Below are 18893 nucleotides of genomic sequence, written 5' to 3'. Positions count from 1 at the left end.
TTCGTGAGGTTGTTCCTTCTGGTCGCTTCCAGGGGGGCGCCCGGGCGGGCGCCGGGTCAGGCGGCGGCCGCCTCCGTGGCCAGCGCGCCACGCAGCCGGCGGGCCTGCGCCACCAGGCGCGACGAGCCGCGCCGCTCCGCCGCCCCCGCCAGGTGCGGCATCTCGCCCCGCGCCCCCGACCGCTCGACGCACTCGGCCGCCACGGCCAGCAGATCACCGAGCCCCCGTATCGGCCCGTCCGGTCCGTCGGCGGCGAGGTCGGAGAGCAGCGGCGGCAGGGCGTGGCCGAGCAGACCCCACACGGTGGCGTACGCTCCCGTGGCCGCGGCCGTGCGCAGCGACTCCGCCAGCCGCAGCGGCTTCACCGCGTCGTCCAGCACCAGCTCCCCGAGATCCTTGCCGAGCCGGGAGGCGTCCAACTGGCCGCGCGCGGCGAGGACGAGCAGCGCGTCCACGGCGGCCAGCCGGTCCTCCGGGTGCCGGGCGCCCAGCCCGTACGCCACGCACAGGTGCGTCGCCGGGCCCGCCTCACCGCCGGACTCGGCCAGCGGCGGAAGCACGGAGGCCGTGCCCCGCGTGTCGTCCACGGCCACGGCGGACAGGTCCCGCAGGAACCGCACGGCCACCAGCTCACGCAGCTCGGGCAGCACGGCCAGCCAGTGGGGGCGCGGGGAGTCGCTCCAGTGGGAGCAGTACCGGCTTTCCACGAAGTCGCCGGACGGTCTGCCCAGTGCGCGGAAGGCGTCGGGGAAGTCCTCGCGCAGTTCAAGGAGTTCACCGGACTCCGCCAGTATCCGCGACCCCGACGTGCGGCGCCGGATCGCCGGCAGTACGGGAGCGACAGCTAGCCAGTGGGCGAGCCGCCTCCCTTCCACCGTGCCCAGGGCCGCCGCCCGCTCCGCTGCCGCCGCAGCCGCCGGGCGGTCCCCGGGCCGCACCCGCAGCAGCGCCTGCGCGAAGTCGGCCTCCGCCACGCGCGCCCTCAGTCGCCGGTATGCGTCGAGCCGCTCCACCAGTTCGTCCGGCTCCAGCAGGCCCGTGCTCCAGGTGGGCGTCGAGAGCAGGAACGGCAGGGGATCCGTGCGGATCCGGTACGCCACCTCCCACAGGCGGGCGTCGAAGGCCTGGGAGAGCGCGGCGTGCACACAGAACCGGCCCGGGGTCGCGGACCGGACCGAGGCGCGCAGCGTGGTGGTCTTCAGCTTTCCGCGCAGGGTGATGAGCAGCAGGTCCAGGCCCGTGGACGCGTCGAAGCTGCCCCGGCCGTCGCCGAATCGGTGGTCGAGCCGCAGGTGGTAGTACGGGTCGGTGCCGTCCCACCACCGGCGGGAGATCACCGGTTCCAGCGCCTGGAGCAGGGCGTCGCGGTCGCGGTGGGCGTGGCGCACCAGCCCGTCCAGGGCGCGTTCAAAACCGGTCACGTCGGTGTCGGACTCCAGCGCGGCCCCCACCTCCTCGGCGAGCTCGACGACCGAGGCCGCCGCGGGGGCGAGACGCGCGGGCCCGGGAACCAGCGGAAGCACCTCCTCGTACGCCGCGGTCGCCTCCGCCGGTGCCGCGCCCAGCGACCCGACCGCCTGGGCGCGCAGCGGGGGGATCAACTCCTCTGCCGCGAGCGCGATCGCGGCGCGTACCTCGGTGGAACGGACCTTCCCCACATGCCGCTGGGTGAGCTTGAGCGCCCGCTCCTGCACACCGGCGTCCTCGTGCCCGAAGGCCTGTGCGACGGCGGGCAGCAGCTCGTCGGCCGCCGCGGCGTCCCGGGCGAGCACCTTGCCGAGCAGTACGAGCTGAGCCCGCACCAGCTTGCGCTCCGGCCGGAACAGCACCGCACCGGACACCTCGGCCAGGTGACGGTGCGACAGCCGCCCCTCAAGGGCCAGCGCGCCCAGCACCGACTGGGCGTGCGAGGCCACCGGGGACACCGCGTCCGAGGCGAGCGCCATCCAGTCGGCCACCCGCTCCCGCTGCTCCTCGGGCGTGAGCGCCAGGGACGTCAGCACCCGCAGGAACGCCCGGTGGTCGGCGTTCGTGCCGCCCCGCAGCAGGCGGGCCACGCAGGCGTCGACCGTGGCCCTCCGGTCGAGCCGGCCCTCCGCGGTGAGCCGCTCGAGTGCCCCGTGCCAGCTGCCGGGCCCTTCTTCGGCCCCCCATTGCAGCAGGCCGCCGATGTCGTTCACCTCGAAGAGCGCGGCCACGAGCGGTACGAGGTGCGGGTCCGTGCGCAGCCGCTCCAGCAAGGTGTTGCCGCGCTGCCAGTCGCCGCCGACCTGCTGCACCCAGCCCCGCACATAGGCGTCGGTCGTCGGCACCGGGCAGCCCGCCAGGCGCACCAGGGCGGACATCAGCTCGTAGGGCACCTGCGCGGTGGCGGGCCGCCGGGCGAGCCGGTCCGTCAGATCGGCGAGCCAGCCGGTCTCCCGGTCGGCGAGGACGCGGAGCAGCACCGCGGGGGAGACCCCCGACCAACGCATGTCGGCGGCCGCGATCCAGCTCGCCACGCCGGCCGCGCCGGTCTGGCACGCGACCCCGGCCACGCAAAGCGCCGGATAGGCGCGGCGGGACGACGCGTCCCAGCGCGCCGCTCTGAGCTCCTTGCGCAGCGCCTTCAACTCCGCGAAGAAGGCCCGTCGTTCGGCGTCGGTCATGGCGTCCAGCACACCGATCACCTCGGCCGTCCGCCCGGCCCGCAGCGCCTCCATCAGCGACGTCATCGCACACCCCCGTCGACTCGTGCCACACCCTGCTCCACCGCGTCCTGCTCCAGGGCGTCCCGCTCCACCTCGGCGGAGCCCCGCCGCGCCATCCGCACCGCCAGCGCGTGCTTGCACGGCCCGCGCCCGCCCCGGTCCTTCGCCCACCACTGGCAACTGCAACTGAGCACGCCCCTCTCCTCACGCACTCGGTGCGCGTGCCCGTCCTCGGCCGTCACCGTCGCCAGGGTGCCGTCCAGGGCGACCGCTCCCGCGGCGACGAGAGCGCGGGCGGCGCGCAGACGCGGGTTGTGCCGCTCGGCACGATCCGCGTCGTAGGGCAGCTCCCGGTGGAAGTACGCCGCCTCCGCGGTGTCGTACCCGACCCGGCCCGAGGTGCCGAGCCGGACCAGGGCCGCGCGGACCCGCTCCGGGGTGAGCCCGGAGGAGGCGGCGAGGTCGGCGACGTCGACGCGGGGCTCCCAGGCCAGCAGCACGGCGATCAGCTCCGCGTCCTCGGCCGCCTCGTCGGTGGCGAGCGCGTCCAGCACCCCGCCCTCGCCGGAGAACCCGCGCGAGGCGTCGGGCGACAGCGTCAGCGTGAGCCGCATGCCCGGCAGGACCGCCTCCCAGGCGCTGGCCGTGGCGGCGGCGCCCGCGACCGCCGGGCCGTACACGCGCAGGGCGGTCGCATGGCGCAGCACCCGCTGGAGCGCGGCAAGCCGCTCGGGCCCGGGCAGGCAGACCGAGCCCGGCACGGGCCGGGTGGTCGGCCGCAGGGCACGACCCGCCGGAACCACCCACCGCGGACCGCCTCCCGCACCCCGAGGCCCGCTCCGCGGCAGCGACCGCAGGAACCGCACGGCCTCGGCCGCCGGCAGCTCGGCCCGCAGATCGAACCCGGCGGCCATGACCTGGGCCTCCGCGAACCCGCGCAGCCAACGGTCCGGCAGCGGCACCTTCTTCTCCACCACGGGTCCGTCCAGGGTGGTCACGGCCAGCTCCTGCGGACCCACCCGCATATGGAGCGGATCGTCCGAGCCGATGCGCGACAGCGCCTCGCGCAGCGGGTTGTTGACGTCGACGTTCGTTGTGCCGTGCCCCACCTCTCCGCCGTCCAGGCCGGAGCGCAGCACGTCGAGGCGCGCGTACACCCCGCAGCAGCCGGAGAAGGACTCGAAGCGCAGGCGGTCGCCGTTCCCCGTCACCACCGGGTCGAGGGAGGCGCGCAACTGCGGTTGGTAATAGCGGGCGGCCGCCACGTCCGCCACCGCCAGCAGCCCGGCCGAGGCGACCTGAGGGGACGTCAGGAAGCCCGAGAAGAACCGCGGATGGTCCTGGACTCCAGAGGGTGTCGCACCCCGGGACGTCTCGAGTCCCAGGAGCTGTCCGCCCCCGGAGGACTCCAGCACGGAGGGTCGGCGGTAGGCCACGGCCTGCAAGGATCGCGTCATGGAAAAACCGTAGAAGCGACCACTGACAACCGGCCCCGGCCTGCGGAAACACCCTCAGCCCGCGCCGCGACACGGGCCTCGGCCAGGCGCGCGAGGAAGCGCTCCTCGGGGCCGCCGGCCGGGCAGCGCGGCGATGAGGAGCAGGCCCGCGGCGACCCCGTTCGGGCCGGGCCGGACGGGGGCGGTGGTCAGCGGCTGCCGTCCAGGAGGACGCGCGCGACCAGGGCCGGGTCGTCGTTCATCGGGACGTGCCCGCAGCCGGGCAGGCGCACGAGCCGGGCCCGGGGGATGATCTGCTTGGCGCGCACTCCCTGGCGGCGCACCAGCAGCCGGTCCTTGGTGCCCCAGGCCACGGTGACGGGGATGCCGGGCAGGACGTCCGTGAAGTGGACATCCACGCCGGCCCGAAGGGTCTCCTCGAATCCGCTCGCCCGTGCCAGGGCGAGCGTCTCGGCCACCACCGCCTCGGGCGAACGGCGGGCCGGGCGGGCGTAGATGGTGCTGGTCAGAACGGTGCGGCCGGCCGCCGTCCGTGAGAGCCGCTCGACCAGTGGCAACGGCATCCGCCGGGCGAGCGTGCGCATCGTCCGCAGCACGCCGAAGGCGTAACGCCGCTCGGACCGCGTCCAGAACCCCGCCGGGGCCAGCGCGGTGACGGACCGTACGAGCTTCTCGCGCGCCAGTTCCAGGGCCAGGAGGCCGCCAAGGGAGTTGCCGGCCACATGGGGCCGTTCTATCTCCAGCGCCCCGCACAGGGCGCCCAGCACCACGTTCATCGTGGGCAGGTCGTGCCGGAGCCCTTCGGGCAGCGCCGGGGAGGCGCCGAAGCCCGGCAGGTCCACGGTGATCACCTCGCGTTCGGGCGCGAGCAGGTGGACCACCGGGTCCCAGGCCTGGCGGTGGTGTCCGATGCCGTGCAGCAGGAGCAGCGGCTCGCCGCCGCCCACGCGCGCGTAGGAGAGGGTCACGGTCCGCGGGCCGTGCGCGGAGGGGACCTCGAAGGAGACGGTGGCGGACATGGGTGCTCCTCGTGGGGGAATCGCCGACAACGACGGTAGACAGACTGTCAGCAATTGCTACCGACGGGTAGCCCCTGGCCCGGGGCGCCTCAGAACTCCATGGGCACGGCGCCCGCTCCAGCCGGCGCGCCTGGACACGAACGCGGGCATTCGGCTGGGATGAGTGCGTGACCATCGATACCGGGACCGAAGTCTTCGAAGAGCACCGCCCCGTCCTCATGGGTGTCGCCTACCGCATGCTCGGGCGGGTGGCGGACGCCGAGGACGTGCTCCAGGAGGCCTGGTTGCGCTGGTCCGCCGCCGACCGGAGCGCGGTGCGCGAGCCGCGCGGCTACCTGGTGCGGGTCACCACCCGGCTCGCCATCGACCGGCTCCGCCGGATCAAGGCGAGCGGCGAGTCGTACGTCGGCCCCTGGCTGCCGGAGCCGCTGGTCACGGATCTCGCGCAGACCGTCCCTGACGCGGAGGAGCGGGCCGTCCTCGCCGACTCCGTGTCGCTCGCCGTGCTGGTCGTCCTGGAGACGCTGTCGCCGCTGGAGCGCGCGGTCTTCGTCCTGAGAGAGGCCTTCGGCTATCCGTACGCGGAGATCGCCGCCCTGCTCGACCGCGGCGAGCCCGCGGTGCGCCAACTGGCCGGCCGGGCCCGCAGGCACGTCGGCGAACGGCGGCCGCGCTACGAGGCCGACCCCGCCCAGCGGCGCGACCTCACCGAGCGGTTCCTGGCCGCCGCGACGGGCGGCGACCTGGAGGGGCTGATGGCGCTGCTCGCGCCCGACGCCCGCCTGGTGGGCGACAGCGGCGGCAAGGCCAGGGCGCCGCTGCGGGTCCTGGAGAGCGCCGACAAGGTGGGCCGGTTCCTGGCCGGCGTGGCGCACAAGGGAATCCCGGACCCGTCCGTCCGCTTCCTGGAGGTCAACGGCGGCCCCGCCGTGCTGGTCCTGTCCGGGGGCGAGCCCGACAGCGTCTTCCAGCTCGACGTGGCCGACGGACGGGTCCAGGCGGTCTACATCGTCCGCAACCCGGACAAACTTCGGTCCCTGATCGCCTGAGCCCATCCGGCCCCGGCGCCGTGCGAACGGCTTGTGAACACCGCGCGACATGCTCCTGTGCGCCGTCCGAGGGAACGAGGATTGGTCTTGACCAAGGGTGGGGGTCGCCTTATCGTCGCAGATAAGTACAACAACCTTTAATAAACAAGGGCGCTAAAACGCGGCCCGGATCACGGCGATTGCGGAGGACAGGGTGGGGACCACGCAGCTGGAATCGGTGCCGGAGCCGAAGTACTGGCATCTCAAGACCGTGCTCAGCGAGGCACTGGATTCCGAGTTCTCAGTGGGCGAGATCCTGCCCAACGAACGAGAGCTCGCCGCCCGCTTCGGGGTGGCCCGCGCCACGCTGCGCCAGGCGCTGGAGCAGCTTGAGCTGGAGGGACGGCTGCAGCGCCGCCGCGGTGTCGGTACGACCGTCGCACCGCCACGCGTGGGTGTGGCCGTCGGCACCGAGCAGCATGCCTGGCCGGGAGCGTCCGGCGACGCCTGGCAGAGCGTCGACTGCAGCCGGGCCGTGCCGCCGGCCGCGATCGCCGACGCGTTGGAGACCGGCCACGAGGAGCCCGTGCACATGGTGCGCCGCTCCCGGATGAGCCACGGCCAGCCGGTCGCCGCCGAGCTGCTCTACGTTCCGGACGCCTCGGTGCCCGACCTCAGCGCGATCGACGCGCCGTCCGGGCCCGCACGCGCGCGTGCCGTGCTGCGCGAACTTCACCGCCTCGAACTGGAGGGCCAGGAACGCTCGGTCGAGCTGGGCTCGGCGCGCGCGGACGACGCCAAGGAGCTGGACCGACTGCCCGGCGCCCCCGTCCTCGTCGTCACCACCCGCTTCGCCGTCCAGGGACGCACGGCCGCGATCTCCGTCGCCACGTACCGCGCCGACACCTGCCGGCTCACCTTCGGGGACTCGGGCGGGGTGGAAATACACCACGGCCCGCACCGGCAGGCGTCCTAGCCGACGGGGCCCCTGGCCGGCAGGTCTCCTGCCCGGCGGGATCCGCCTTCGGCGGCGGGCCGTCACGGGGGAAGGGTCGGCCGTAACTGGAGGGGCGGACCCCGGACCCGTCACGGCGGCCCGTCACCGGGCGCCGGTGGCCGTCACTGGGAGAGGCGGACTCCCTGACGGCGGCCGCTCGCGGTGGTTTGTTACCGGGAGGGGCAGCCCCGCACCGGGGGCGGGTTGGCTGTCTCTGGGAGGAGGCCCCTGCGCGGCGGGCTCTCGCGGCGGCTCGTTACCGGTGGGCGCCCACGCACCGGGCGTGGGTGGCCGTCACTGGAAGGGGGACCTCCCGACGGTGCCCCCACGGCGGCCCGTCAACCGGACCGGCCCCCTCACCGCGAGTGGTCGGCCCTCACCGGGACTGGCAGGCCGTCACCGTGCCCTCCGGCCCGTCACCGTGCCCTCCGGCCCGTCACCGTGCCCTCCGGCCCGTCACCGTGCCCTCCGGCCCGTCACCGTGCCCTCCGGCCCGTCACCGGGACCGGGACCGGGCGGGCCGTCACCGGGACCGGGCGGCCCCTCACCATGACCGCCGGGTCGTCACCGTGCTCTCCACCGCGAACAGCTCCTCCTCGACGTGGTCGAGGGCCAGCCGCAGCGCGCCCGTCGCCACGGCCGCCTCGCCGAGGATGGACAGGGTCACCCTGGGCGGCCGCAGGCAGTAGCGGTCCAGTTCGCGCCGCAGCGGCTCCAGTACGCCGTCCAGCCCCGCCGCCCAGCCGCCGATGACGACGAGTTCCGGGTCCAGGGCCAGCGCCAGCGCGGCCACGTCGTGCACGAGCCGCTGAATGAACCGCTCGACGGCCGCGCCGGCCCGCCGGTCACCCCGGCGGGCCAGCGCGAAGACCTCGGCCACCGCCCGCTCGTCCAGCGGATGCAGCGGCTGGTCCGTCGTCGACAGCAGCGTCTCTGGGGTCGCCTCCCGGCCCAGCAGGTGCAGCGCCCCGATCTCACCCGCGGCCCCGCCGAACCCGCGGTGCAGCCGCCCGCCGATCAGCGAACCGGCGCCCGGGCTCAGCCCCGCCAGTACGAAGACCATGTCGTCGGACTCGGTGGCGGCGCCCTTCCAGTGCTCGGCCACCGCCGCCGCGTTCGCGTCGTTCTCGACCAGCACCGGGCACTTGAACGAACGGCTCAGCCGTTCACCCAGGTGCAGGCCGGTCCACCCGGGCAGCGCGGTGCCCAGCCGCACCGTGCCGTCCGCCTCGACGATCCCGGGCGTGCCGACCCCGACGGCCCGCAGCGAGCTGCGCGGGACACCGGCCCTGCGCAGCAGCTCGGCGACCGCGCCGCGCAGCCGCTCCAGCCGCTCGTCCGCCTCGGCGGTCTCCTCCACGTCCTTGGCCTGGGCGCCCACCACGCGGCCGTCCAGATCGGCCAGCAGCGCGGCGACTCGGTGCGCGCCGATCTCGAGGCCCAGCAGATGCCCGGCCTCGGCCCGGAACCGGAACCGGCGCGCGGGCCGTCCCTGCCGTCGGGCGGCGCCCTCCTCGGCCGCCGTCTCGACGACGAGTCCCGCTTCGATCAGACCCTCCACGACGCCCTCGACCGTCGGCCGGGACAGTCCCGTCACCCGGGTGATCTCCGTGAGCGTCGCGCAGTCCGTGGCACGCAGCGCGTGCAGCACCACCGCGGAGTTGATCCTTCGCAGCAGCGAGGGATCCCCGCCGGTCAGCCGCCCCACCGTCCGTCCTCCCAGCTCGTGCGCGTGTTGGGCGGATCGTACTCGGCGCGGACCGGGGCGGCGAGCGCCGGGCACGGCACGGGCACGCGGCGGAGCAGCGCCGCCCGGCCGGGACGCGGTCGCTGACGCCCCGCCAGTTGTCAGTGGGGGCCGCTTTACTGGAGCACATGGACATCGCGAAGGCTCTCGCCGTCATCGACCGGCTGCGCCGCGGGGAGTATCCCGCCCAGCGCACCAGGACGGACCTCGGCACGGCCGGACCCGGTTACCGCATGGCCGAGTTGGAGACGAGCGACGACTTCTGGGAGGACGACGGCAGCCGGCGGGAGGCGACGGCGGAGCAGTACGAAGTCGACCGGGACGGACTGGGGGAGCGGCTCACCGGGCGCTGGGGCCCGCCGCAGGTGTTCAGCCTGTACAGCGTGCTCGAACGCACCTTTTCGGATGAGGAGGTGCCCGAGCCGTGGGCCTCGCTCAGCGGGCATGTACCGGACGTCCAGCTGTGGCGGGCGGACGAGACCGGCCCGTGGATAGCGCTCGGGGTCTCCCATTGGGACAAGGAGCTGCCGTTCCAGCTCCTGGCGGTCGTCACCGACGTGGATCCGCCGTGATCCGGCCGCCAGGGAGCCTCCACGGCCACTCCCAGCCGTCCGAACTCCGCGGCTACGACGCCTCCGCCGCCACCCTCAGCCGTGCGAACTCCTCGGCCATCGTCTCGGCCGTCCAATGCGCGTTCAGCCCGCTCGGGTTGGGCAGCACCCACACCCGCGTGTCACCGAACGTCCTTTCCTGCGGCCCCACTTGGGCCGTACGGTCGCCGAAGGCCGCCCGGTACGCGGTGACGCCCACCACGGCCAGCCACCTCGGCCGCAGCCGCGCCACCTTCAGCGCCAGCAGCCGTCCGCCCTCGCGGTACTCCTGGGGCGTCAGCTCCTGCGCCCGGGCCGTCGGCCGCTCGACGACGTTCGTGATGCCCAGCCCGTACGACAGCAATTCGCCCTGCTCCGCCGGCCTCATCAGCCTCGGGGTGAACCCCGACCGGTGCAGCACCGGCCAGAACCGGTTGCCCGGCCGGGCGAAGTGGTGGCCGGTCGCGGCCGTCATCAGACCGGGGTTGATACCGCAGAACAGCACGCGCAGGCCGTCCGCGACGACATCCGGGACCGGACGGTCGCGGGCGGCCTCGAGCTCCGCCGGGGTGAAACGGGTCAGAGGATCGCCCCCGGCGTGTAGGCCGCGGCCGCCGGGTGCTGCTTCACGATCTCCTCGATCCGGCCCACGACCACGCCGACCTGGTCGGCGGCCGCGCCGGTGAAGGACAGCTTGTCGGCCATCAGCGCGTCCAGCCGGGCGCGGTCCAGCGGGAGGCGGTCGTCGGCGGCCAGCTTGTCGAGCAGGTCGTTGCGCTCGGCGCCCTGCTCGCGCATGGCGAGCGCGGTCGCGACGGCGTTCTCCTTGATCGCCTCATGGGCGACCTCGCGGCCGACCCCGGCCCGCACGGCGCCCATCAGCACCTTGGTGGTGGCCAGGAACGGCAGGTAGCGGTCCAGCTCGCGGGCGATCACCGCGGGGAAGGCGCCGAACTCGTCGAGCACCGTCAGGAACGTCTCCAGCAGGCCGTCCAGCGCGAAGAACGCGTCCGGCAGCGCGACCCGGCGCACCACCGAGCAGGACACGTCGCCCTCGTTCCACTGGTCGCCCGCCAGTTCGCCGGTCATCGAGGCGTAGCCGCGCAGGATCACCATCAGGCCGTTGACGCGCTCGCAGGAGCGGGTGTTCATCTTGTGCGGCATCGCGGAGGAGCCGACCTGGCCAGGCTTGAAGCCCTCGGTGACCAGCTCGTTCCCGGCCATCAGCCGGATCGTCCTCGCCAGCGACGAGGGCGCCGCCGCGAGCTGCACCAGCGCGGTGACGACCTCGTAGTCCAGCGAGCGCGGGTAGACCTGGCCGACCGACGTGAACGCCCGCGAGAAGCCCAGGTGCCCGGCGACGCGCCGCTCCAGCTCCGCGAGCTTCGACGTGTCGCCGCCGAGCAGGTCCAGCATGTCCTGGGCCGTGCCCACCGGGCCCTTGACGCCGCGCAGCGGGTAGCGGCCCAGCAGTTCCTCGACCCGGCCGTGGGCCACCAGCAGTTCGTCCGCCGCGGTCGCGAAACGCTTGCCGAGGGTGGTGGCCTGCGCGGCGACGTTGTGCGAGCGGCCGGCCATGACCAGCTCGCCGTACTCGGCGGCCAGCCTGCCCAGCCGGGCGAGGACGGCCACCGTACGGTCGCGCATCAGCTCCAGCGACTGCCGGATCTGCAATTGCTCGACGTTCTCCGTCAGGTCGCGGGAGGTCATGCCCTTGTGCACGTGCTCGTGCCCGGCGAGGTCGTTGAACTCCTCGATCCGCGCCTTCACGTCGTGCCGGGTGACCTTCTCGCGCTCCGCGATCGAGGCCAGGTCGACCTGGTCGAGGACCCGCTCGTAGTCGGCGATCGCCTCGTCCGGCACCTCGATACCGAGGTCCTTCTGGGCGCGCAGCACGGCGAGCCAGAGCTGCCGTTCCAGCCTGACCTTCTGCTCGGGCGACCAGAGCGTGGCGAGCTCGGCGGAGGCGTAACGTCCGGCGAGGACGTTCGGGATGCGGGGCTTGGCGGGCGCTGAAGTCACGTAGACGGATTCTACTGGCGATTCGTGCAGGCCAGCGTCGCGGGGGTGCTCGTGGGAAGCTACGAGAGCTCCGCGTCGGCCGCCGTCGGGGGCTGCGCCGGGTCCTCGTAGGGCAGCAGCTCGGGCCGCTTCGCGGGGCGGCCGTCGCCGGAGGAACGGCCGGTCAGGCGCCGCCCTATCCACGGCAGCAGGTGCTGCCGGGCGAAGCGGGCGTCCGCGACGCGGCGGGTGAGCCAGTCCGGAGGCGCGGTCGCCGGCATGGGCGTGTGCCACTCGGTGTCCTCGGGTTCGTGGCCGAGCTTCTGCCACACCGCCTCCGCGACCCGGCGGTGGCCCTCGGCGGTCAGGTGCAGCCGGTCCACGTCCCACAGCCGCGGGTCGGCGAGCGACGGCGCCCCGTACAGGTCGACGACCAGCGCGCCGTGCCGTGCGGCGAGCTCGTCGACGCAGGCGAACAACTCCTCCATGCGCGGCCGGAAGCGCTCGAGGACGGGGCCCCGCCGGCCGGGGCTGCGCATCAGCACCAGCCGCTCGCACGACGGCGCCAGCCGCTCCACCGCCTCCGTGAGCAGCCCGGTGACCCTGCCCATGTCGCACTTGGGCCGCAGCGTGTCGTTGAGGCCGCCCACCAGGGTCACGACGTCGGCCCGCATGGCCGCCGCCGCCTCCACCTGCTCGTCGACGATCTGCCTGATGAGCTTGCCGCGCACGGCGAGGTTGGCGTACCGGAAGCCGGGCGTGCGGGCGGCCATCCGCGCCGCGAGGAGGTCCGCCCAGCCGCGGTACGAACCGTCGGGCAGCAGGTCCGACATGCCCTCGGTGAAGGAGTCGCCGACCGTGACCAGGCTGGTGTATGTGGGATTCGTCTGCATGGCGTGAGCGATGGTATCCGGGCGGGCCGGCGCCGTACCAAGCGGTCGGTCGGTATCCCGTCAGGCCGTTCCGGTCACCCCCGCCGGTCCGAACAGCTCCCGCAGCACGTCCTCCATCGTCACCAGGCCCGCGAGCCGGTCGTCGGCCCCGAGGACGGCCGCCAGGTGCGTACGGCTGCCGCGCATCGCGGTGAGCACGTCGTCCAGCGGCGTGCCCTCGCGGACCCGGGCGATCGGCCGCATGTCCCGCAGCCGGAACGGCTCTTCCTGCGGCGAGGCGTCCAGGGCGTCCTTCACATGCAGGTAGCCGACGATGTGGCGTTCCTCGTCGACCACGGGGAAGCGCGAGAAGCCGGACTCGGCCGACAGCCGTTCCAACTGCTCGGGGGTGACTCCCACGGACGCGTGGACGACCCGCTCCAGCGGGAGCACCACGTCGCGCACCGGCCGGCTGCCCAGCTCCAGCGCGTCGTGCAGCCGCTCCTGCGCGCGGTCGTCGATGAGTCCGGCCGCGCTGGCGTCCTTGACGATCTGGGCCAGCTCCGCGTCCGTGAAGGTCGACGAGACCTCGCTCTTGGCCTCCACCCGCAGCAGTTTGAGCAGGCTGTTCGCGAACGCGTTCACCGTGAAGATCACCGGGCGCAGGGCCCGGGACAGCGCGACCAGAGGCGGTCCGAGCAGCAGCGCGCTGCGCACCGGCTCCGCGAGCACGACGTTCTTCGGCACCATCTCGCCCAGCAGCATGTGCAGATACGTCGCCAGGGCGAGTGCGATCACGAACGACACCGCGTGGCCCGCCCCCGGGGGCACGCCGACCGCGTGGAACGCCGGCTCCAGCAGGTGCGCGATCGCCGGCTCGGCGACCACACCGAGGACCAGGGTGCACAGGGTGATGCCGAGCTGCGCCGCGGCCAGCAGCGCGGACACGTGCTCCAGGCCCCACAGCACGCTGCGGGCGCGCCGGTCGCCCTCCTCGGCGTACGGCTCGACCTGGCTGCGGCGCACCGAGATCAGCGCGAACTCGCCGCCCACGAAGAAGGCGTTGACGACCAGGGACGCCAGCCCGATCAGGATCTGCACGCCAGTCACCGCCCGGCCCTCCCCTCGTCGCGCCCGTCATCGCACGGATGCCCGCCCCACGACACGGACCCGCCACCGCGTTCACCGCTCTCGCGGTGGTCGCGGTCATCGCGGTCCCGGCGCACCTCGCCCTCTTGGCGGTGCTCGCGGTCATCGCCGTCCCGGCGGTGCTTGCCTCCCTCGCCCTGGTCGCGGTGTTCCTCGGCGTACGCCACCCGCTCGTCGTCCAGCGGCGCGTGCAGCAGTACGCGCGCCGCCCGGTGGCCGGTCGAGTCCACCACGTCGAGTCGCCAGCCGGCGGTCTGGAGGATGTCGCCGGTCTCCGGTATCCGGCCGAGCTCGGTGGCGATCAGGCCGGCCAGCGTCTCGTACGGGCCCTCCGGCACCCGCAGCCCGACCCGCGCGAGCTGGTCCACCCGCGCGGAGCCGTCCGCCGAGTACAGGGCGCGGCCCTCCTCGTCGGCACCGGCCGGGGCGAGGTCGGGCGTCTCGTGCGGGTCGTGCTCGTCGCGCACCTCGCCGACGACCTCCTCGACGATGTCCTCCAGTGTCGCCACGCCCGCGGTGCCGCCGTACTCGTCGATGACGACCGCCATCGTGCGCTTGCCGGAGAGCCGGTCGAGCAGCCGGTCGACGGTCAGCGACTCGGGAACCAGGAGCGGCTCGCGCATGATCTCGGAGACCCGCGTGCGGGTACGGCGTTCGGCCGGTATCGCCAGCACGTCCTTGATGTGGGCGGTGCCCACGACCGAGTCGAGGCCGCCCTCGTGGACAGGGAAACGGGACAGCCCGGTCGCGCGGGTCGCGTTCGCCACGTCCTCGCAGGTCGCCCGGGCGTCGAGGGCCACGACCTGGACGCGCGGGGTCATCACGTTCTCCGCGGTCAGGTCCGCCAGGTTGAGGGTCCGTACGAACAGCTCGGCGGTGTCGGCCTCCAGGGCGCCCGCCTTGGCCGAGTGCCGGGCCAGGGCGGCGAGCTCCTGGGGACCGCGCGCGGAGGCGAGCTCCTCGGCCGGCTCCACACCGAGCCGGCGCACCAGGCGGTTCGCCGTGCTGTTGAGATGGGTGATGAAGGGGCGGAAGGCGGCGCTGAACCAGCGCTGCGGGCTGCCCACCCGCCTGGCCACCGCGAGCGGCGAGGAGATCGCCCAGTTCTTGGGCACCAGCTCGCCGACGATCATCAGGAACACCGTGGACAGGGCCGTGCCCAGGACCAGTGCCAGCGAGGTCGCCGCGGACCGGGACAGTCCGACTGCCTGGATCGGACCCGCGATCAGCTTGGCGATCGACGGTTCGGCGAGCATGCCGACCACCAGATTGGTGACGGTGATGCCGAGCTGCGCCCCGGAGAGCTGGAAGGTCAGGTTCCGTACGGCCTTCAGGGCACCGGCGGCCCCGCGCTCACCGCGCTCGGCCGCTCGCTCCAGGGCACCGCGCTCGACGGTCGTCAGCGAGAACTCGGCCGCGACGAAGGCGCCGCAGGCGAGACAGAGCAGCACCGCCACCAGCAACAGGAGCACTTCGGTCATCGGGTCACCCCCGTCCCATGGTCGGGCAGGACAGGGTCAGGCGCGCTGTGTCGCGCTCGGGGAGGCTCGCCCATGGGCGGACGCTCACAACCTTTCATGGATGACCGGGTGTCCCCCAATAGTAAAGGAAGCGCAAAGAAAGGGTCGCACTCAGTCCCTCAGGGGCTTCACCCGGCGAGGCCACCGCTCCTCCGGCGCGTAGCCCGCCGCCCGCCAGGCGTGGTGCGAAGCCGGCTATGACGGTTTCCGGTGAGCAGGCCGTCACGCTCTGCGAGGAGCAGGGCTTCGGGTCCCGTGTGATGAGGCGGGCCACCCCGTCGTGGTCGTTGCGGCCGCCATCAGCTGCGCTGCCACGCGAACATCACCCGCTCGAAGCGCCGCGCGGTCAGGCGCGGATGCCAGGGCTCGGTCGCCGTCATCGCCCGCCCAGCTCTCCCGGTCCTCGGCCGGAACGAGAGCCTGAACGCACCCTGCACCAGATACATGCGTCGTACCGACAGCGGTCATTTGCCTTCGAAGTGGTGATGTCGCCGGACCTTTCCGGAGCTCAGCTGCCGGGTTGGTCAGGGTCGGCGCGGTCGCGCAGGCGGTCCGCGACGGTCGATGCTGCCTTGCCGATCGCGAGCCATGCGCCTTCCTACTGTCGTGGCCTGTCATGTCGGTCGCGCAGCGCGCCCAGGAGCAGCGCGGCGCCTGCCGTGGCCGCGGCCGCGGTGAGAGCGACCGCTTTGTCGGCCCGGGGCGGCGGCTCGTACCAGCCCCGCTCCGGGTAGTCGCCCGGCGTGCCCTCGGGGCCCTCGTGCAGTGCCATCCGCAGGACCTGGGCGAGGTGGAGCGGGCGGCGGTCGGTGCCCTGGGCGATCTGTTCGCGGCAGCTGAACCCGTCGGCGATGACCAGAGTGTCCTTGGGTGTCTCCCGCACGCGGGGCAGGATCACGCGCTCCCCGGCCTTCAGGGAGACCTCGTACCGCTCGCCGTGTTCGTAGCCGAAGCTGCCCGCCATGCCGCAGCAGCCGGAGTCCGGCCGCTCCACGTCGAGCCCCATGGCGGCGAGCAGGTCCAGTTCGGCGTCGAAACCCATGACCGCCTGGTGGTGGCAGTGTGCCTGGACCAGAGCACGCCGGTGCAGTTGCGGTGGCTGGTAGCCGTGGCGGGTGAGGAGCTCACTGAGGGTCAGGCTTTGCTGGGCCAGCCGCCGGGCGTCCATGTCGTGGGGAAAGAGATTGACCAGTTCGTCACGGAAGACCGCCAGACAGCTCGGCTCCAGACCCACCAGGGGCGTACCGGCCCGGATGGGCTCGCGCAGTTCCTCCAGAGCGGCCCGCAGCCACCGCTTCGCGGTGGACAGCATGCCGTAGTCGTACAGCGGGCGGCCGCAGCACAGCTCACGGCGGGGCAGGCGAACGGTGAAGCCCGCCGCCTGAAGGACCTCGACCGCGGAGATGCCCACCTCAGGTGCGAAGTAGTTGGTGAAGGTGTCCGGCCAAAGGACGACCTCCGGCCCGTCGGGCGAGGCACCGTTCGGAGCGCGCTCGGCGAACCAGGGACCGAAGCGACGGGACGCGAAGCCGGGCGCCTCCCGTTCCTTGGCCACCCCCGCAGCCCGCTTGGCCAGTCCGTTCACGACGGGCGCGTGGGTGAGGGTGTTGGCCGCGCCGGGGACGCGGCCGGCCAGACGCGCCCAGAGGGGGATGAGGCCGAGGGCGTAGGCCGCGCGCGGGCGCAGCCGGTGCGCGTAGTAGTGGGCGAGGAACTCCGCCTTGTAGGTGGCCATGTCGACGTCGACCGGACAGTCGCCCTTGCACCCTTTGCAGGACAGGCACAAATCCAGGGCTTCCTTGACGGCCTCGTCGCGCCACAGGCGGCGCGGGTCGTCCTGCGCGCCCCGCATCATCTCGAACAGCAGGCGGGAACGGCCGCGTGTGGTGTGCTGCTCCTCCCTGGTGACCATGAAGCTGGGGCACATCGTGCCGCCGGAGAGGCGGCGGCACTTGCCGATCCCGAAGCAGCGGTTGACTCCGTCCGCGAAGCCCTTCTCGTCCTCGGGGAAAGCGAAATGCGTACGTACGCTTGGCGGACGGTAGTCCGGGCCGAGTCGCAGGTTCTGGTCGGGCCGGTAGGGGTCCACCACCTTGCCCGGGTTCATCCGCCCATCGGGGTCGAAGAGGTGTTTGAACTCGCGGAAGGCTCGCACGAGCTCGGGGCCGAACATCTTGCCCAGCTGGTTGGCGCGCAGCTGCCCGTCGCCGTGCTCGCCCGACAGGGAACCGCCGTAGGAGACGACGAGGTCGCCGGCCTCGTCGATGAAACGGCGGAACCGGTCGATGCCGTCGGCGGTGGCGATGTCCAGGTCGAGGCGGTTGTGGACGCAGCCCTGGCCGAAGTGGCCGAACAGAACGGTGTGGTATCCGGAGCGCTCCACCAGTGCGCAGTAGTCCCGCAGATAGTCGCCGAGCCGCTCCGGGGCCACCGCGGCGTCCTCCCAGCCCGCCAGCCCCGAATGGCGGCCGGGGATGCGCGTGTACTCGATGGTGCTGCGACGCACCTCCCAGATGTCGCTCTGCCGGGCCGGGTCACTCTCCACCGAAACGTTGTCAGAGGTGGACAGGACCCGCGCGGCGGCGTGGGCCTTCGCGTCCGCCTCTTGCTGGGTGTCGCCGCCGTACTCGGCGAGCAGCCAGGCGCCCCCGGGCGGCAGCTCGTTGGTGCCGGGCAGGTGGACGTCGTGCGCGTCGAGGTTGGAGATGACGCCGGCATCGAAGCACTCGAGCGCGATCAGCTCGGTGTCGAGCAGCTCCGGCACGGCGTCCGCTGCGGCGCACGCGTCGGGGTACGCGGCCACCAGCAGGGAGTGCCGGGGCGGATCGGGCACGAGCCGCACCGTCGCCCCGAGAACCAGAGCGCAGGTGGACTCCGAGCCCACCAGAGCCTTCGCCGTGTCGAACCCCTTCTCCGGGAGCAGGTCATCCAGGTTGTAGCCGGAGACCCGGCGCGGAATGGCGGGATAGCGGTCCCTGATCAGCTGCGCGTAGCGGTCCCGCAACTCCGCCAGCCCGCGGTGGATCTGCGCGGCACGTCCTGCGGCACGGACGATCGACTCGAAGTCCTGGGGCGTCGTGGGACCGAGCCTCATGCGGGTGCCGTCGTAGGTCAGCGCGTCGAGGGCGAGGACGTTGTCCACGGTCTTCCCGCCCATGACGGAGTGGGTTCCGCAGGAGTTGTTGCCGATCATTCCGCCGAGCGTGCAGCGGTCGTGCGTGGCGGGGTCGGGCGCGAAGGTCAGGCCGTGCACCGCGGCGGCCTCACGCAGCTGGTCGCAGATCACGCCCGGCTGCACCCGGGCGGTGCGCCGATCCGGATCGACCTCGATGATGCGGTTCAGGTACTTGGAGAAGTCGATCATCACCGCCTCATTGACGCTTTGACCCGCCAGACCGGTCCCGCAGCCACGAGCAAGCACCGGGACCTCGTGCAGTCGGCAGACCTCCAGCGCGGCCAGGACGTCGTCCTCGTTTCGGGGTATCACCACGCCCAGCGGGGGTTGCCGATAGATCGAAGCGTCGTTTGCGTACAACGCTCGACTCCCAGGGGTGAAGCGCACCTCCCCGCCGACCGTGTGACGCAGATCGCGAACCAGGCTCTCCCCGGCAGACGACGGGAAGCTGCCTTCGGCCTGAGAACGATCCGGCACCAGCTACCACCACCATTCGGGCTTGTAGAATAATTCGGGTATCCGGCTCAATCTGCTCGAAACGGTCTTTGATCGCTGCCGGGCTTCGGGCTCGGCTGTTTGGCGAACTCCTCTTCCGCGCAAGGCCCTGGGCTCCACGGGGGAGTGACCGCCGCGCTCCAACGGCGTCCG

Annotated in this window: 13 protein-coding genes; 3 read left to right on the top strand and 10 right to left on the bottom strand. The window is 73.1% G+C overall.

All coding sequences use genetic code 11. The features are described 5' to 3' along the window. Positions 1 to 56: 56 nt before the first annotated feature. The 3 genes from ACF09J_RS29840 to ACF09J_RS29830 form a co-directional block, all read right to left on the bottom strand. Positions 57 to 2714 (bottom strand): DUF6493 family protein, encoded by a 2658-nt coding sequence (locus ACF09J_RS29840; protein ID WP_392308564.1) that lies wholly within the window; start codon positions 2712 to 2714, stop codon positions 57 to 59. Beyond that, positions 2711 to 4147 (bottom strand): SWIM zinc finger family protein, encoded by a 1437-nt coding sequence (locus ACF09J_RS29835; protein WP_392308563.1) that lies wholly within the window; start codon positions 4145 to 4147, stop codon positions 2711 to 2713. Before ACF09J_RS29835 ends, ACF09J_RS29840 begins: the two co-directional genes overlap by 4 nt. Before the next feature lie 188 nt (positions 4148 to 4335). Further along, the gene (locus ACF09J_RS29830; protein ID WP_392308562.1) at positions 4336 to 5166 is read right to left on the bottom strand and encodes an alpha/beta fold hydrolase; all 831 of its coding nucleotides are present in this window, start codon (positions 5164 to 5166) and stop codon (positions 4336 to 4338) included. Between the two features lie 167 nt (positions 5167 to 5333). Here ACF09J_RS29830 and ACF09J_RS29825 point away from each other — a divergent pair, with 167 nt between their 5' ends. Then, positions 5334 to 6215 carry an RNA polymerase sigma-70 factor gene (locus tag ACF09J_RS29825; RefSeq protein ID WP_392308561.1) on the top strand — a complete coding sequence of 294 codons (882 nt, stop codon included), beginning with the start codon at positions 5334 to 5336 and terminating at the stop codon, positions 6213 to 6215. Between the two features lie 193 nt (positions 6216 to 6408). Further along, the gene (locus tag ACF09J_RS29820) at positions 6409 to 7170 is read left to right on the top strand and encodes a GntR family transcriptional regulator (protein WP_392308560.1); all 762 of its coding nucleotides are present in this window, start codon (positions 6409 to 6411) and stop codon (positions 7168 to 7170) included. Positions 7171 to 7735: 565 nt separating this feature from the next. Here the strand turns inward: ACF09J_RS29820 and ACF09J_RS29815 are convergent. Beyond that, positions 7736 to 8899, bottom strand: a complete 1164-nt coding sequence (locus ACF09J_RS29815) for an ROK family transcriptional regulator (protein WP_392308559.1) — start codon at positions 8897 to 8899, stop codon at positions 7736 to 7738. Positions 8900 to 9066: 167 nt separating this feature from the next. On the opposite strand from ACF09J_RS29815, the gene ACF09J_RS29810 reads away from it, so the two are divergent. Further along, a complete protein-coding gene (locus tag ACF09J_RS29810; RefSeq protein ID WP_392308558.1) occupies positions 9067 to 9510 on the top strand; it encodes a hypothetical protein in 444 nt (147 codons plus the stop codon). Between the two features lie 52 nt (positions 9511 to 9562). Here the strand turns inward: ACF09J_RS29810 and mug are convergent, their stop codons facing one another. The 6 genes from mug to ACF09J_RS29780 form a co-directional block, all read right to left on the bottom strand. Beyond that, entirely contained in the window at positions 9563 to 10111 is a 549-nt protein-coding gene (gene mug / locus ACF09J_RS29805) for a G/U mismatch-specific DNA glycosylase (protein ID WP_392308641.1), read from the bottom strand. Continuing rightward, entirely contained in the window at positions 10108 to 11550 is a 1443-nt protein-coding gene (gene purB / locus ACF09J_RS29800; protein ID WP_392308557.1) for an adenylosuccinate lyase, read from the bottom strand. Before purB ends, mug begins: the two co-directional genes overlap by 4 nt. A 59-nt stretch (positions 11551 to 11609) precedes the next feature. Beyond that, a complete protein-coding gene (locus ACF09J_RS29795; RefSeq protein WP_392308556.1) occupies positions 11610 to 12422 on the bottom strand; it encodes an SGNH/GDSL hydrolase family protein in 813 nt (270 codons plus the stop codon). A gap of 60 nt (positions 12423 to 12482) precedes the next feature. After that, positions 12483 to 13511, bottom strand: coding sequence for a hemolysin family protein (locus tag ACF09J_RS29790; protein WP_392308555.1), 1029 nt, complete (start codon positions 13509 to 13511; stop codon positions 12483 to 12485). Beyond that, positions 13508 to 15031: a hemolysin family protein gene (locus tag ACF09J_RS29785; RefSeq protein WP_392308554.1), complete on the bottom strand. Its 1524-nt coding sequence runs from the start codon at positions 15029 to 15031 to the stop codon at positions 13508 to 13510. The genes ACF09J_RS29790 and ACF09J_RS29785 overlap by 4 nt, the downstream gene beginning before the upstream one ends. A 637-nt stretch (positions 15032 to 15668) precedes the next feature. Then, on the bottom strand, positions 15669 to 18560 hold the full coding sequence (locus ACF09J_RS29780) for an FAD-binding and (Fe-S)-binding domain-containing protein (RefSeq protein ID WP_392308553.1): 2892 nt from the start codon (positions 18558 to 18560) through the stop codon (positions 15669 to 15671). Between the last annotated feature and the right edge of the window lie 333 nt (positions 18561 to 18893).

The sequence above is a fragment of the Streptomyces sp. NPDC014889 genome (assembly GCF_043081205.1).
GTDB lineage: Bacteria > Actinomycetota > Actinomycetes > Streptomycetales > Streptomycetaceae > Streptomyces.
The sequence above is the reverse complement of the archived record's forward strand: the minus strand, read 5'-3'. Positions and strand labels throughout refer to the sequence as shown.

What these genes read in the sequence shown, in the direction of transcription:
- ACF09J_RS29840 (WP_392308564.1), bottom strand. Translation starts at nt 2,714, where the DNA reads ATGACGTCGCTGATGGAGGCGCTGCGGGCCGGGCGGACGGCCGAGGTG.
- ACF09J_RS29835 (WP_392308563.1), bottom strand. Translation starts at nt 4,147, where the DNA reads ATGACGCGATCCTTGCAGGCCGTGGCCTACCGCCGACCCTCCGTGCTG.
- ACF09J_RS29830 (WP_392308562.1), bottom strand. Translation starts at nt 5,166, where the DNA reads ATGTCCGCCACCGTCTCCTTCGAGGTCCCCTCCGCGCACGGCCCGCGG.
- ACF09J_RS29810 (WP_392308558.1), top strand. Translation starts at nt 9,067, where the DNA reads ATGGACATCGCGAAGGCTCTCGCCGTCATCGACCGGCTGCGCCGCGGG.
- ACF09J_RS29795 (WP_392308556.1), bottom strand. Translation starts at nt 12,422, where the DNA reads ATGCAGACGAATCCCACATACACCAGCCTGGTCACGGTCGGCGACTCC.
- ACF09J_RS29785 (WP_392308554.1), bottom strand. Translation starts at nt 15,031, where the DNA reads ATGACCGAAGTGCTCCTGTTGCTGGTGGCGGTGCTGCTCTGTCTCGCC.